The following is a 12,213-nucleotide window of genomic DNA, read 5'->3' as shown; positions in this document are numbered from 1 at the left end:
GGCCCGACCGCGCAGCCGACGACGACGCGGAGGGCGGGGACGGCGGCGCGGCGGCCGGCTCGACGGGCTGCGTCACGCGCCCGCCCGGCGCAGCCGCGCGGCGACCTGCACCGCGCGGACCGCGGCCGCCGCCTTGTTGCGCGACTCCGCGTACTCGAGCGCGGGGACCGAGTCGGCGACGATCCCACCGCCCGCCTGCACGCTCGCGCGGCCGTCCCGGATGAGGGCGGTGCGGATCGCGATCGCCATGTCCATGTCGCCGGCGAAGTCGAAGTACCCGACCGTGCCGCCGTAGATGCCGCGGCGCGCGGGCTCGACCTCGTCGATGAGCGCGATCGCCCGCGGTTTGGGCGCGCCTGACAGGGTCCCCGCCGGGAACGTCGCGACGAGCGTCTGGAGCGCCGTCGCGCCGGCCCGCAGCCGTCCGACGACCGTCGACGTGATGTGCATGATGTGCGAGTACCGCTTGACGGCCATGAACTCGACGACCTCGACGCTCGCGGGCTCGCACACCTTGACCAGGTCGTTGCGGGACAGGTCGACGAGCATGATGTGCTCGGCCCGCTCCTTCGGGTCGGCGAGCACCTCGTCCTGCAGCTCGCGGTCCTCCTCCGGCGTCGCCCCGCGCGGGCGCGACCCCGCGATCGGGAACGTCACGACGTGGCCGTCGGTGACCTTGACCAGCGTCTCCGGGCTCGACCCGACGACCGCGAAGTCGTGCCCGTCGGCGTCCTGCAGCTGCAGGTAGTACATGTACGGGCTCGGGTTGATCGTCCGCAGGACCCGGTAGACGTCGAGCGGCTCGGCCGGGCAGTCCAGGTCGAGGCGCTGCGAGAACACCACCTGGAACACCTCGCCGTCGCGGATCGCCTCCTGGCCGATGCGGACCGACTGCTCGAACTCGTCGCGCGTCGAGCGGAACTCGAGCTCGGGCTCGGGCACGTCGGCCAGCACGGCCACGCCCGGCTGCACGGGGTGCAGCAGCGCCTCCTGCATCGCGTCGAGGCGCGCGAGCGCGTCCGCGTGCGCGTCGTCGACCCGCTCGTCGGTGTCGTCGAAGTTGATCGCGTTGGCGACGAGCCACACCGAGCCGTCGTGGTGGTCGACCACGGCCAGGTCGGTCGCCAGCAGCAGCGTGAGCTCCGGGACGCCCAGCTCCTCGGGCGCCTTCGCGGGCAGCGTGGGCTCCCAGTGCCGCACGACGTCCCACCCGAGCGCGCCGACGAGCCCGCCGGTCAGCGGCGGCAGGCCGTGGATCGCGGGCGTGCGCAGCACGTCGAGCGTGCCGCCGAGCACGTCCAGCACGTCGCCGTCGGTCGGGACGCCGACGGGCACGTCCCCAACCCACACCGGGGCGCCGTCACGGACCGTGAGCGTGGCGCGCGAGCGGACACCGACGAACGAGTATCGGCTCCAGGTGCCGTCCGACTCGGCCGACTCGAGCACGAACGTGCCCGGGCGCCCGGCCGCGAGCGTCCGGTAGAGGCCGACGGGGGTCACGTCGTCGGCGAGGAGCCGGCGCACGACCGGGACGACCCGCCGGTCGGCGGCGAGACCGCGGAACGTCGCCAGCGACGGCCACGTCCCGCCCCACGGGACGTCCGCGGTGACGACGTCGGCGGGGACGGTGGGCGCGGTCATGCGGGTCCTCCTGCGGGTGCGGTCGGGTCGGTGGTCGAGCTCGTGGTCGGGCCGGTCGGCCGGGCAGGGGCCTGGCGGCTCGCGGGGACGGCGGACTGGTCGGCCGCGGGGTCCGGGCGGTCGCCGACGACGGCCGGCACCGGACCGCCGGCCTCGAAGCACGTCCGGGTCCCGGTGTGGCACGCGGCGCCGACCTGGTCGACCTCCACGAGCAGCGCGTCGCCGTCGCAGTCGAGGCTCACGGCCTTGACGTACTGGGCGTGCCCGGACGTGTCGCCCTTGCGCCAGTACTCCTGCCGCGAGCGGCTCCAGAACGTCACGCGCCCCGAGGTGAGCGTGCGGTGCAGCGCCTCGTCGTCCATCCACCCGACCATGAGGACCTCGCGCGTGTCGTGCTGCTGCACGACGGCCGCGACCAGACCGTGCTCGTCCCGGCGCAGCCGGTCGGCGACCTGCGGGTCGAGGTCCGAGCGCGGGGCGGTGGGGGCGTTCTCGCGGGGCACGGACCGATCCTGCCACGGTGCCGCCCGACGCCGGCCGACCGTCCGCGGGCGCACCCGCCCCCGCCGGCGCGCGCCGAGCCCGCTGGCCGCGGCGGCGTGCCGGGCCGTCAGCGCGTCTGCGCCACCCAGGCCGCGTGCATCGCCGCGTACGTGCCGTCCTGCGCGACGAGCTCCTCGTGCGGGCCCGTCTCGACGACCCGGCCCTCGTCGACCACGACGACGAGGTCGGCGGCCTCGGCCGTGGACAGCCGGTGCGCGATGGTCAGCGTCGTGCGGCCCTCGGTGAGCTGCTCGAGGGCGCGCACGATCCGGACCTCGGTGGCGGGGTCGACCGCGCTCGTCGCCTCGTCGAGCAGCAGGACGTCGGGATCGGCGAGGTAGGCGCGCGCGAGGGCCACGAGCTGCCGCTCCCCCGCCGACAACGACTCGCCGCGCTGGCCCACGGAGGTCCCGAGGCCCGCGGCGAGCTCGTCGACCCACGGCCCGAGACCGAGCGCGTCGACGGCCTCCCGCACGCGCGGGTCGGCGGGGTCGGGCGGTGCGCCGCCCGGAGTGCGGAGCCCGTACGCGACGTTCTGCGCGACCGTCCCGTCGAACAGGAAGCCCTCCTGCGGGACGAGGACGACGCGTCGGCGCAGGTCGGCGGCGGGGATGTCGCGCAGGTCGGTCCCGTCGAGCAGGACCTGCCCCGTCTCCGGGTCGACGAGCCGCGCGACGAGCCGGGCGATGGTCGTCTTGCCGGACCCGGTCGCGCCGACGACGGCCACCGAGAGGCCCGCCGGCACGTCGAGGTCGACGTCGTGCAGGACGCGCCGCCCCTCGGGGTAGGCGAAGTGCACGCCGCGCAGCGCGACGCCGGCGGGGCCGCGCGGGCTCGGCACCCCGGTGGCCCCGGGGTCGGTGACCGCGACCGGCGTCTCGAGCACGCCCAGGACGCGCCGCCACCCCGCGACGGCGTTCTGCAGCTCGTTGAGGATCTCCGTGGCCATCTGGACGGGCCCGGTGAAGAGCTGCACGAGGAAGAGGAAGGCCAGCAGCCGCCCGACGGACAGGTCGCCGCGCACGCCCAGGTAGGTCCCGACGACCACGACGAGCGCGAGGACGACGTTCGCGACGAGGACCCCGCTGGAGAACACGACCGACACGAGGTTCTGCGCGCGGACCATCGCGCGGCGCGTCGCGGCGACCGAGGCGTCGACCCGGCGCTGGGTGCGGGCCGCCGCGCCGTACGCGCGGATCGTCTCCGCGCCGACCACGGACTCCGACACCGCGCCGAGCATCGCGCCGTACCGTTCGCGCACCGCCGAGTACCGGCCGTTCACGCGCTTCTGCAGCGGCTGCAGCACCAGCAGCAGCGGGATGAACCCCAGCCACACGACGAGCGTGAGCTGCCACGAGTACGCCGCCATGAGCACGGTCGCGACGACGATCTGCAGCACCGAGACGAGGAGCATGATCCCGCCCCACTGCACGAACAGCGAGATCGTGTCGACGTCGGACGTCACGCGCGAGACCAGCGAGCCGCGTCGCTCGGTGTGCTGCGTCAGGACCGACAGGTCGTGCACGTGCCGGAACGCGCGGGTCCGCAGCGCGAGCAGCCCGTTCTCGCTCGACCGGAACAGGCGCACGTTGACGAGCGCCGAGCACACGGCCGCACCGATCAGGCCGAGCGCCGCGGCGCCGGTGAGCGTCAGGACGCGGCCGACGTCCGGCCCGCCCTCGGCGAGGATGCCCGAGTCGACGGTCTGCTGGACGGCGACCGGGACGAGGACCTTCCCGAGCGCGGCGAGCACGGCCAGGACCAGCGTCACGCGCCACCCGTGCAGCAGCTGCGGCGACACCTCGATCCCGCGGCGCAGCGTCGCGAGGACGCCGAGCGTGCTGGCGGGGGCCATCCGGTGCCCGTCGGCGGGCGGCGTCGCCGCGGGCGCGCTCATCGGGCCTCCTCCCCTGCGGTCACGGCGTCCAGGTCGTCGGCGCCCTCGTCGTCCTCGCGCCGCGCGGCGCGCCGCGCGGACTCCTCCTCGTAGGCGGTCGCGAGCGCGCGGTAGCCGTCGTCGCGCGCGAGCAGCTCGGCGTGCGTGCCGCGGTCGACGACCCGGCCGGACTCCACGTGCACGACCTCGTCCGCGAGCAGCACCGACGACATCCGGTACGCGACGAGCAGCACGGTCGGCGAGCCCGCGGTGTCCCCGTCCGGGCCTCGCAGCCCGCGCAGGATGTCCTGCTCGACGCGCGGGTCGACCGCGGACGTCGCGTCGTCGAGGACCAGCACGCGCGGGTCCCGCACGAGCGCGCGGGCGAGCGCGAGACGCTGCCGCTGGCCGCCCGAGAGGTTGGCGCCGCGCTCGCCGAGGGGCGCGTCGAGGCCGCCCGGCAGACCCCGCACGACGTCGTCGACCCGCGCCGCCCGCAGCGCCGTCCAGACGGCGTCGTCGGTCGGGGCGTCGGCGGCCTCGTCGTCCGCGAGCGTGACGTTCGCCCGGACCGTGTCCTCGAACACGAACGTCGACTGCGAGACGAGCGCGACGTGCCGGGTGAGGTCGGCCGGCACGACGTCGCGCAGGTCGGTCCCGTCGACCTCGACCGTCCCCGTGGACGGGTCGCTGAGGCGGGCCACGAGCGACACGAGCGTCGACTTGCCCGCGCCCGTGGGCCCGACGACCGCGACGACCCGCCCGGGGGCGACGTCGAGGTCGACGTCGTGCAGCAGGTCGACGGGACCGTGCGGGCCGGGCACGGTCAGGCCGACGCCGTGCATCCGGACGCGCGCACCGGCCCGCCGCGGCGACCAGGCGGTGGTGCCGGCGGCCAGCGCACCGCGGGCGTCGACGACGCGCGCGATGCGGTCGTAGCCGACGAGGGCGCGCGGCAGCTCCCCGAGCACCCAGCCGAACGCGCGCACGGGGATCGTCAGGAGCGTGAGCAGGTACGCGGCCGCCACGACGTCTCCGGTGCCGATGCGTCCGGCCCGCACCTGGACCGCCCCCACGACGAGGACGAGCAGCGTGCCGAGGCCCGGGAGGAGGTCGATCACGGGGTCGAAGAACGCGCGGACGACACCCACGCGCACGTTCGCGTCCCGCAGCTCGCGCGCCCGCTCGGTGAACCGCGCCGCCTCGCGCTCCTCGGTGCCGAGCGCCTTGACCAGCAGCGCGGCCTCGAAGCTCTCGTGCGCGACGTCCGCGACGTCGGCCCGCAGCTCCTGCGCGCGGCCCACCGCGGGGGCCATGCGGCGCTGGAACACGAGGTTCGCGACGAGCGCCAGCGGGATGACGACGAGCGCCGCGAGAGCCAGCCAGACGTCGGTCCGGACCAGCCCGACCGTCGCGACGACCAGCATGACGACCACGCCGAGCGCGAACGGCAGCGGGTTGAACACGCCGGTCGCGGCCTCGACGTCGGCGCTCGCGTTCGACAGCAGCTGACCCGTCGGGTGGCGCCGGTGCCACGACATGGGCAGGCGCAGGTACTGGCGCGTCACCCGGGCCCGGTGGTCGGCCTGCAGGTGCGCGTACCCCATCCCGGCGAAGATCCGCCGGCCCGCGACCGACAGCGCCAGGGTCAGCGCGACCAGTCCGAGGGCGCCGCCCGCCTGCCAGATCCGCCCCTGCGCCGCCGCCTCGCCGCTCAGGGCGGGGACGACCACGTCGTCCGTCACCGACCCGAGGACGCGGCTGACCGCGACCGTCGCCAGGCCGTGCACCGCGGCCGTGCCGATCGCCATCACGTAGATCCACGGGTGTGCCGCGATGCCGCGGACCACGATCTGCGCGGCTCGGCGCGGGGCCGAGCCGGACAGCGCCATCGGTCGCGACGAGGGGGCTCGCGAGCGCACGCCAGTGCCTTCCGGGAGGGGGACGGGAGAGCGCCATCCTCTCACGGGGCACTGACGGTGCCGAGGAGCGCACGTGCGGGCGCGCGCCGCGTGCGACCATGCGGGGATGACGTGGCACCAGGTGGAACGGGCGCAGCTGGCACAGGCGCTGGAGGCCGTCCCACCCGACGCCCCGACGCTCTGCGAGGGCTGGCAGGCACGTCACCTGGCCGCCCACGTCGTGCTGCGCGAGCACTCCGCCGTCGTCGGTGCCGGGCTGGTCGTCCCGGCGTTCGCCGCGCGCGCCGAGGCCGCGATCGAGCGGCTCGCGGACTCGGCCGCGAACGAGGGGTCCTACCGGGACCTCGTCGCACGGGTCGCGGCCCCGCCGCCCGGGTGGCACCCGATGTCGTGGGCGGGCGAGCTGACGAACGTCGTCGAGTTCTTCGTGCACACCGAGGACGTGCGCCGCGGCGCCGGACCGACCCCGCCGCGCACGCTCGACCCGGCGCTCGTCGACGTGCTGTGGAAGCACCTCGGCGGCGCCGGCGGGCACCGGTTGCGGCACTCGCCCGTCGGCGTGGTGCTCGTGCGGGACGACGGCCTGCGCCGTCGGGTGCGGAAGCCGCGGGCCGGGTTCGGCACGGTCGTCGTGCGCGGCGCGGTCGGCGAGCTCGTGCTGTTCGCGTTCGGTCGCGGGGCCGCGGCCGACGTCACGGTGCAGGGCGCTCCCCTGGACGTCGAGGTCCTGACCGACCGCCTGCCGGTCTGACGAGGACGCCTGCCGCAGGCGGGTGCGCCTGCGGGCAGGTCAGCGGACGACGACCCCCGCCGCGCGCAGGGCGTCCTTGACGTCGCGCACGGTCAGCTGGCCGAAGTGGAACACGCTCGCCGCGAGGACCGCGTCGGCGCCCGCGCGGGCCGCCTCGACGAAGTGCTCGACCGTCCCCGCACCGCCGCTCGCGACCAGCGGCACCCGTACCGCGGCGCGCACGTCGCGGATCATCTCCAGGTCGAAGCCCGCCTCGGTGCCGTCGGCGTCCATGGAGTTGAGCAGCACCTCGCCTGCGCCGAGCTCGGCGGCGCGCGCCGCCCACGCCACGGCGTCCAGCCCCGTCCCACGCTTGCCGCCGTGCGTCGTGACCTCGTAGCCGGACTCCGTGCGGACGTCGCCGGTGACCCGTCGCGCGTCGATCGAGATCGTCAGGACCTGGCTGCCGAAGCGGTGCGCGATCTCCGAGATGAGCTCGGGGCGCGCGATCGCCGCCGTGTTGACGCCGACCTTGTCGGCACCGGCCCGCAGCAGCCGGTCGACGTCCTGCGTCGAGCGCACGCCGCCGCCGACCGTGAGGGGCACGAAGACCTCCTCGGCCGTGCGGGACACCACGTCGATCGTCGTGTCGCGGCCGCCCGACGACGCCGACACGTCGAGGAACGTGACCTCGTCGGCGCCCTCCGCGTCGTAGCGGCGGGCGAGCTCGACGGGGTCGCCCGCGTCACGCAGGTTCTCGAAGTTCACGCCCTTGACGACGCGCCCCGCGTCGACGTCGAGGCACGGGATGACGCGCAGCGCCACGGTCATGAGGTGCCTCCGTCGGGGGAACCGGTCGCGAGGATGTCCACGACGAACACCACGGTCTGGCCGGCGAGCTCCTCGCTCTCCGTCACGCCGAGCGCGTACGTCGGCGGCACGACGAGCATCACCTGGCTGCCGACCGGCTGGTCGAGCAGACCCTCGGCCCACGCCTGCACGTCCTGCAGCGCGAACGACACCGGCAGGCCGCGGCTCCACGTCGAGTCGAACGCCTCCCCCGTCGTCCAGACGAAGCCCGCGTACTGCACGGTGATGACGTCGTCCGCGGCGACCTGCGCACCGGAGCCGCGCAGCAGCGCCTGCACGACGAGCTGGTCGGGCGGTTCGGTGCCCGTCGGCGTCATCGAGGGCGCGCCGGACGCGTCGAGCGTGATCACCGGCAGGTCGGGGCGGGGCGCGAGGGCCTCCCCGTCGGCGCGGGTCGGCAGCACGTCGAGCACCGTGACCGACGGGTAGTCGACCGCGCCCGACCGCCCGCCGGGGCTGACCTGCAGCACGCGCGCGCCGACCTGCTGGCCGCGCAGCGTCTCGTACAGGTCGGTGCCGAGGTCCTCCTCGGTGAGCAGGCGCGGTGTGGGCGTCGTCGAGTAGCTCTCGTCGACGAGCGACGCGTCGGTGCCGTTCTCGAGCCAGAAGTCGATGAGCACGGGCCCGCCCTCGACGAGCTCCGGCCCGGTCCCGGGCCAGATCTGCTCGCGGTACGTCTCGGACACCTCGAGCGGCGTGAGGTACGTGAGCGTGGGGGCCTGCCCGGCCTCGCCGGTCACCGTGACCTCGGGCGGAGACGTCTGCGTGGACGTGCACCCGGCAAGGAGGGCGATGGCCACGAGCACGGCCGTGGCCGAGTCCCGCAGTCGTCGCACGTCGGTCCTTTCCTCGTCGCACCGGCACGACCGTGCCTCCCGACGGCGCGCCGGGCACGGACACTGTACGGGGCGACCCTGGAGGCCACGCCCGGCGCCCACCTACATGGACTCGATGAGCCGGTCCACCCGCTCGTCGACGCTGCGGAACGGGTCCTTGCACAGCACGGTGCGCTGCGCCTGGTCGTTGAGCTTGAGGTGCACCCAGTCCACCGTGTAGTCCCGGCGGGCCTCCTGCGCGGCGCGCACGAAGTCGCCGCGCAGCTTGGCGCGCGTCGTCTGCGGCGGCACCGCGGTCGCCTCGAAGATCTCGAGGTCGTTCGTGACCCGCTCGACGAGCCCCTTGGCCGCGAGCAGGTTGTACAGGCCCTCGGTGCGGGAGATGTCGTGGTACGCCAGGTCGAGCCGCTGCACCCGGACGTCGGACAGCTCGAGGTCGTGCTTGGCGCGGTACCGCTCGATGAGCTGGTACTTGATGACCCAGTCGAGCTCGCGCTCGACGAGCGACAGGTCGCCCGTGCGCAGCGCGCGCAGCCCGCGCTCCCACAGCTCGAGGACCTGCTTGGTCTCCGGCGACGGCCCGCCCTCGGAGGCCACGAAGTCCGACACCCGGGCGAGGTACTCCTCCTGCAGGTCGACCGCGGTGACCGTGCGGCCGTTCGCGAGCGTCACCGGGTGCATGCCCGTCACGTCGTGGCTGATCTCCCGGATCGCGCGGATCGGGTTCTCGAGCGACATCTCCCGCAGCGGGACGCCCGCCTCGATCATCCGCAGGATGAGGTCGGTCGCGCCGACCTTGAGCATCGTGGTCGTCTCCGACATCGACGAGTCGCCGACGATGACGTGCAGCCGCCGGAAGTGCTCCGCGTCGGCGTGCGGCTCGTCGCGCGTGTTGATGATCGGCCGCGACCGGGTCGCCGCGCTCGACACCGCCTCCCAGATGTGGTCGGCGCGCTGCGACAGGCAGAACACCGCGCCGCGGGGCGTCGTGAGGACCTTGCCCGCGCCCGTGAGGATCTGCCGCGTGATGAGGAACGGCACGAGGACGTCCGAGAGCCGCGCGAAGTCGCCCTGCCGGCGCACGAGGTAGTTCTCGTGGCAGCCGTAGGAGTTGCCCGCCGAGTCGGTGTTGTTCTTGAACAGGTGGATCCGCCCCGGCAGGCCCTCGTGCTCGAGGCGCTGCTGGGCGTCAGCGACGAGACCCTCGAGGATCCGCTCGCCCGCGCGGTCGTGCGCGACGAGCTGGCGCACGTCGTCACACTCGGCGGTCGCGTACTCGGGGTGCGAGCCGACGTCGAGGTACAGGCGCGAGCCGTTGCGCAGGAACACGTTCGACGACCGGCCCCACGCGACGACCTTGCGGAACAGGTAGCGCGCGACCTCGTCCGCGGACAGCCCGCGGCCGTCCTGCGCGGCGCACGTCACGCCGTACTCGGTCTCGAGGCCGAAGATGCGTCGGTCCATGTCTGCTCCCCTCGTCCGGACGTGCGGTCCGGCGTCAGTCGCCCTGCGGTGCGGGTGCGGGCGCGGGCGGCGTGCTCGTGGGAGCGCCGTCCAAGGTCGGTGCGAGGAGATCCTCCAGGAGTGCGCCCGTCAGGCGCCGGAACGCGCGCCGGGGCCGTGTCCGGTCGAGGACGGCGACCTCGAGCTGCTGCGCGGGGATGCTCCGCCTCTTCCCGTCGTCGTCGCCCGCCGCCCCCAGGACGTCGACCGCGAGCCGCAGGACCTCGCGCAGCGTGAGGCCGGGACGCCATCCCTCGGCGAGCAGCCCGCCGAGCTTGTCGGCCTGACCGCCCATGACCACGTAACCGTGCTCGTCCGCGACCGAGCCGTCGTACGACAGCCGGTACACCTGGTCGCCCGACGCCTCACGGCCCACCTCGGCGACCACGAGCTCGACCTCGAGCGGCTTGGACTCGGTCGTGAACACCGTGCCGAGCGTCTGCGCGTACGCGTTGGCCAGGCCGCGCGCCGTCACGTCCTCGCGGTCGTAGGAGAAGCCGCGCAGGTCCGCGTACCGCACGCCGGCGACGCGCAGGTTCTCGAACTCGTTGTACTTGCCGACGGCCGCGAACGCGATCCGGTCGTAGATCTCGGAGATCTTGTGCAGCGCGCGCGACGCGTTCTCGGTGGCGAACGCGATCCCGTCGTCGTACTGCAGGACGACGACCGACCGGCCGCGCGCGATGCCCTTGCGCGCGTAGTCCGCCCGGTCCTTCATCAGCTGCTCGGGCGACACGTAGAACGGCATGCTCATCGGGCACCTCCACGGTCCGCGTGCGACGCGCGCCGTTCCGCCTCGACCTCGCCGACCACGTCGCCGAGCTCGTCGTGGCCGACCCGCAGGTACCCCGCCTCGCTGACGGTCGCGACGACCGGCCAGATCCGGCGCGTCGAGTCCGGGCCGCCGGTCGCCGAGTCGTCGTCGGCCGCGTCGACCAGCGCCTCGACGGCGACACGCACGCCGCCCGCCGCGTCCAGACCCGGACGCCACAGCTTCTTGAGCGAGCCCCGCGCGAAGACCGAGCCCGAGCCGACCGCGTGGTGGTCGTGCTCCTCGTAGCGGCCACCCGTGACGTCGTAGGAGAAGATCCGACCGACCCGCCGGTCCAGGTCGAAGCCCGCGAACAGCGGCACCACGGCCAGGCCCTGCATCGCGAGACCCAGGTTGCCCCGGATCATCGTCGAGAGCCGGTTCGCCTTGCCGTCGAGCGACAGCAGGCTGCCCTCGATCTTCTCGTAGTGCTCGAGCTCGAGCTGGAACAGCCGGACGAGCTCGGTGGCCAGGCCCGCGGTGCCCGCGATCCCGACGGCGGAGTACTCGTCCGCCGGGAAGACCTTCTCGATCTCCCGGCTCGCGATCATCGAGCCCATCGTGGCGCGGCGGTCGCCCGCCATGACGACGCCGCCGTCGAACGCGAGCGCGACGATCGTCGTGCCGTGCGGCGCCGACACCTCAGCGGCGGGCACCGGACGGTTGCCGGGCAGCAGCTCCGGCGCGTAGCCCGCCAGGAAGTCGACGAACGACGACGACCCGGGGGTGGTGAAGGCGTGGGGCAGCCGCCCGGAGGCGGCCCGGTCGGGCGACGGTGTCGGTGGGGCCATCGACGCTCACTGACCGCCCCTCTGGACGAAGCCGCGCACGAACTGCTCCGCGTTGGACTCCAGGACGTCGTCGATCTCGTCGAGCAGCGCGTCCACCTCGGCGTCGCGCGACTGGGCCGACGGCGCGGCCGGGACGGGGGCGTCGGCGCCGTCGGCCGGGTCCTCGTCGTCGCGGCGGGGCCGCACCTGTTCCTGACCAGCCATGGTGACCTCCGTAGGCGTCGCGCTGACCTGCTCGATCCCACCCTAGGCCCATCCTGCGACGCATCCGCGGCGGCCGCTCGCGACGCGGACCGTCGGCGAGCGTGCGGGCGGGTGAACCCGCGGTGGTCCCTGTGGACGAACCGCCCCGGCGGCGCCCGGACGCTGCCACGATGCGCGCATGCCGCTGGACCCCCGCCTGCACGTGCTCGACGCCGCTCGCCGCACGCTCCTCGACACCTCGCGCTGCCCCGCGTGCGGCGCCGTGCTCTCCCGCTCCGTGTGCGCCGCGTGCGGCCTCGACACGACGCGGCACGGCGCCGCGATCTGGACGGCGTCGGTCGACGCGGTCGCCGCCCTGGACCACCGGGTCGCCGTGGTCCGCGCCGCCGTCGTCGGCGCGACGGTCGACGGGGCGAGCACCGCCACCGTCCCCGGCGTCGCGCCGCTCGCGCGGACGAGCAGCACCGAGCCCGCCGGGCCGGGTGG

General features: G+C 74.8%; 11 protein-coding genes and 1 pseudogene. 2 read left to right on the top strand and 10 right to left on the bottom strand.

From position 1 onward, the window contains the following. Positions 1-72 precede the first annotated feature (72 nt). From CBZ_RS03355 to CBZ_RS03340, 4 genes and pseudogenes are all read right to left on the bottom strand, one after another. The gene (locus CBZ_RS03355) at positions 73-1,641 is read right to left on the bottom strand and encodes an anthranilate synthase component I (protein WP_130780189.1); all 1,569 of its coding nucleotides are present in this window, start codon (positions 1,639-1,641) and stop codon (positions 73-75) included. A 107-nt stretch (positions 1,642-1,748) separates the two neighbouring features. Continuing rightward, positions 1,749-2,144: pseudogene (gene hisI, locus CBZ_RS03350) on the bottom strand (phosphoribosyl-AMP cyclohydrolase); the annotation flags it as partial. A 107-nt stretch (positions 2,145-2,251) separates the two neighbouring features. Continuing rightward, positions 2,252-4,081 (bottom strand): ABC transporter ATP-binding protein, encoded by a 1,830-nt coding sequence (locus CBZ_RS03345; protein ID WP_130780188.1) that lies wholly within the window; start codon positions 4,079-4,081, stop codon positions 2,252-2,254. Then, positions 4,078-5,952, bottom strand: coding sequence for an ABC transporter ATP-binding protein (locus tag CBZ_RS03340; RefSeq protein ID WP_130780187.1), 1,875 nt, complete (start codon positions 5,950-5,952; stop codon positions 4,078-4,080). Before CBZ_RS03340 ends, CBZ_RS03345 begins: the two co-directional genes overlap by 4 nt. 136 nt (positions 5,953-6,088) lie before the next feature. Here CBZ_RS03340 and CBZ_RS03335 point away from each other — a divergent pair, with 136 nt between their 5' ends. Next, positions 6,089-6,733, top strand: a complete 645-nt coding sequence (locus CBZ_RS03335; protein ID WP_130780186.1) for a TIGR03085 family metal-binding protein — start codon at positions 6,089-6,091, stop codon at positions 6,731-6,733. A 39-nt stretch (positions 6,734-6,772) separates the two neighbouring features. Here the strand turns inward: CBZ_RS03335 and hisF are convergent, their stop codons facing one another. The 6 genes from hisF to CBZ_RS03305 all read right to left on the bottom strand — a co-directional run bounded on the left by hisF (position 6,773) and on the right by CBZ_RS03305 (position 11,727). After that, positions 6,773-7,543, bottom strand: a complete 771-nt coding sequence (gene hisF / locus CBZ_RS03330; RefSeq protein WP_130780185.1) for an imidazole glycerol phosphate synthase subunit HisF — start codon at positions 7,541-7,543, stop codon at positions 6,773-6,775. Further along, positions 7,540-8,418 carry an FKBP-type peptidyl-prolyl cis-trans isomerase gene (locus tag CBZ_RS03325; RefSeq protein ID WP_130780184.1) on the bottom strand — a complete coding sequence of 293 codons (879 nt, stop codon included), beginning with the start codon at positions 8,416-8,418 and terminating at the stop codon, positions 7,540-7,542. The genes hisF and CBZ_RS03325 overlap by 4 nt, the downstream gene beginning before the upstream one ends. Positions 8,419-8,520: 102 nt before the next feature. Then, positions 8,521-9,882 (bottom strand): Pup--protein ligase, encoded by a 1,362-nt coding sequence (gene pafA, locus CBZ_RS03320; RefSeq protein ID WP_130780183.1) that lies wholly within the window; start codon positions 9,880-9,882, stop codon positions 8,521-8,523. 34 nt (positions 9,883-9,916) lie between these two features. Continuing rightward, a complete protein-coding gene (prcA, locus tag CBZ_RS03315; protein ID WP_130780182.1) occupies positions 9,917-10,675 on the bottom strand; it encodes a proteasome subunit alpha in 759 nt (252 codons plus the stop codon). Further along, the gene (gene prcB / locus CBZ_RS03310; protein ID WP_130780181.1) at positions 10,672-11,523 is read right to left on the bottom strand and encodes a proteasome subunit beta; all 852 of its coding nucleotides are present in this window, start codon (positions 11,521-11,523) and stop codon (positions 10,672-10,674) included. The genes prcA and prcB overlap by 4 nt, the downstream gene beginning before the upstream one ends. A gap of 6 nt (positions 11,524-11,529) precedes the next feature. Continuing rightward, positions 11,530-11,727 carry a ubiquitin-like protein Pup gene (locus CBZ_RS03305; RefSeq protein WP_130780180.1) on the bottom strand — a complete coding sequence of 66 codons (198 nt, stop codon included), beginning with the start codon at positions 11,725-11,727 and terminating at the stop codon, positions 11,530-11,532. Positions 11,728-11,905: 178 nt separating this feature from the next. Between CBZ_RS03305 and CBZ_RS03300 the strand changes: the two genes are divergently transcribed. Then, on the top strand, positions 11,906-12,213 hold a 308-nt coding region (locus tag CBZ_RS03300), incomplete at its 3' end, for a hypothetical protein (RefSeq protein WP_130780179.1).

Source organism: Cellulomonas biazotea (genome assembly GCF_004306155.1).
In the GTDB taxonomy this organism is placed as follows: Bacteria; Actinomycetota; Actinomycetes; order Actinomycetales; family Cellulomonadaceae; genus Cellulomonas; species Cellulomonas biazotea.
Note: the sequence above shows the minus strand (reverse complement) of the source record. Positions and strands in the feature narration are given on the sequence as shown.

Bases quoted from the DNA above. Each gene is read 5' to 3' on its own strand.
- prcA (WP_130780182.1), bottom strand. From the start codon at position 10,675: ATGAGCATGCCGTTCTACGTGTCGCCCGAGCAGCTGATGAAGGACCGG.
- CBZ_RS03345 (WP_130780188.1), bottom strand. From the start codon at position 4,081: ATGAGCGCGCCCGCGGCGACGCCGCCCGCCGACGGGCACCGGATGGCC.
- CBZ_RS03335 (WP_130780186.1), top strand. From the start codon at position 6,089: ATGACGTGGCACCAGGTGGAACGGGCGCAGCTGGCACAGGCGCTGGAG.
- hisF (WP_130780185.1), bottom strand. From the start codon at position 7,543: ATGACCGTGGCGCTGCGCGTCATCCCGTGCCTCGACGTCGACGCGGGG.
- CBZ_RS03340 (WP_130780187.1), bottom strand. From the start codon at position 5,952: ATGGCGCTGTCCGGCTCGGCCCCGCGCCGAGCCGCGCAGATCGTGGTC.
- CBZ_RS03305 (WP_130780180.1), bottom strand. From the start codon at position 11,727: ATGGCTGGTCAGGAACAGGTGCGGCCCCGCCGCGACGACGAGGACCCG.
- pafA (WP_130780183.1), bottom strand. From the start codon at position 9,882: ATGGACCGACGCATCTTCGGCCTCGAGACCGAGTACGGCGTGACGTGC.
- prcB (WP_130780181.1), bottom strand. From the start codon at position 11,523: ATGGCCCCACCGACACCGTCGCCCGACCGGGCCGCCTCCGGGCGGCTG.
- CBZ_RS03355 (WP_130780189.1), bottom strand. From the start codon at position 1,641: ATGACCGCGCCCACCGTCCCCGCCGACGTCGTCACCGCGGACGTCCCG.